Origin of the sequence: Dyella sp. SG562, from assembly GCF_011759495.1 — a bacterium.
Classification (GTDB): domain Bacteria; phylum Pseudomonadota; class Gammaproteobacteria; order Xanthomonadales; family Rhodanobacteraceae; genus Dyella_D; species Dyella_D marensis.
In genome coordinates, this window is sequence record NZ_JAAOYS010000030.1 from 1 (window position 1) to 1,345 (window position 1,345).

General features: G+C 63.1%; 1 protein-coding gene. It reads left to right on the plus strand.

All coding sequences use genetic code 11. The annotated features are described in order from the left end of the window. Positions 1 to 117: 117 nt before the first annotated feature. The gene (locus FHW84_RS23020; protein ID WP_167258831.1) at positions 118 to 1,323 is read left to right on the plus strand and encodes an IS4 family transposase; all 1,206 of its coding nucleotides are present in this window, start codon (positions 118 to 120) and stop codon (positions 1,321 to 1,323) included. Positions 1,324 to 1,345 lie beyond the last annotated feature (22 nt).

Here is a 1,345-nt window from a genome sequence, read left to right on the forward strand (position 1 = left end):
CTGAGGTATCCCCACGTTTCCACCAGCCAGATCAGTAAGTTGGCGCGACAGATATAGATCGAAGTGCGCGCATGGCGCAGTCTTCAAGGCGACCAAACCAACGAAGCCTGCTGACCCATGCGCGCAAGCGAAGTATTGCAGAAGTGCCTCTCGTCGTCCCTGGAAGCCATGCATGCACTACGTACCCGAACGTTGCTGCGATCGGTTGAAGCCTTGCTTCATGGCCGGCGTCTGACGCTGATGGATGTGGCGCGTGCGTGGCCCGGCGCGGATCGAGTACGTGCGCCCTTGAAGGCTTTCGACCGCCTGTTGAGCAACCGCCATCTGCATGGTGAACGCGAGATGGTCTATCGAGGGATGGCGCGCTGGTTGTTGCGTGGCCCGCACCCGGTCATCGTGATTGACTGGTCCGATCTGAAGGCGGACAAGGCCTGGTGTCTGCTGCGCGCAGCGGTTCCCATCGGCGGTCGCACCTTGCCCGTGCTGGACATGGTGTTTCCCGGCGCACAACAAGGCACGCCGGGGGCTGAGCGGCATTTTCTCGAACGGCTGCGCCGACTGATACCCGAGACCATCACGCCCATCCTCGTCACCGATGCCGGCTTCCGAGCTCCGTGGTTCCGCGCCGTGGCAACGATGGGCTGGCACTGGGTGGGTCGGCTGCGTCATCGCACCCTGGTTCGGCCCGTGGGCTCGCAGGCGCGGGAGGATTGGGTGCCGTCGCGTGCACTGTACGAGCTGGGCGGCACGACACCACGGGATCTCGGGTTGATGGAAACGGTACGTAACGCTCCATGGGTGTGCCGCATCGTGCTTCATCGCAAGGCGGCCAAAGGCCGCACGTGTTGGACCAAGCTGGGCACCGTAGCCAGGCGCAAGAACAGCCTGCAGGCGGCAGCCCGCGAGCGCGAACCCTGGCTGATCGTCGCTGCGCCAGGTTTGAACACACTGAGCGCTCGACAGCTCGTGGCGCTGTATGCCCGTCGCATGCAGATCGAGTTGTCGTTCCGCGACCTCAAATCGCACCGTTACGGTCAGGGCTTCGAGGACAGCCTGACGCGCAGTGGAAGGCGTTTGGATGTTCTGCTTCTGGTTCACGCCATGGCGATGTTTGCCGCTTGGTTGGCCGGTTTGGCCTGCGAAGCGACGGGCGTGGATAAGTGGCTCTATCCGGCCCGCGCCATGCGAAAGATCTACTCCATCCTGCGCGTGGGACGCGAAGCGCTGGTGCGTGGCTGGCCAATGGAGCGAACATCTCGATGGATTGAACGGCTACGCTCACTACCGCCAGCTGTGCTGGATCAGATGCGGGTGGTGGCGTGAAGAACGTGGGGATACCTCAGGG

Excerpts from the sequence above, each read along its gene's own strand:
- FHW84_RS23020 (WP_167258831.1), top strand. The coding sequence starts at position 118 with ATGCGCGCAAGCGAAGTATTGCAGAAGTGCCTCTCGTCGTCCCTGGAA.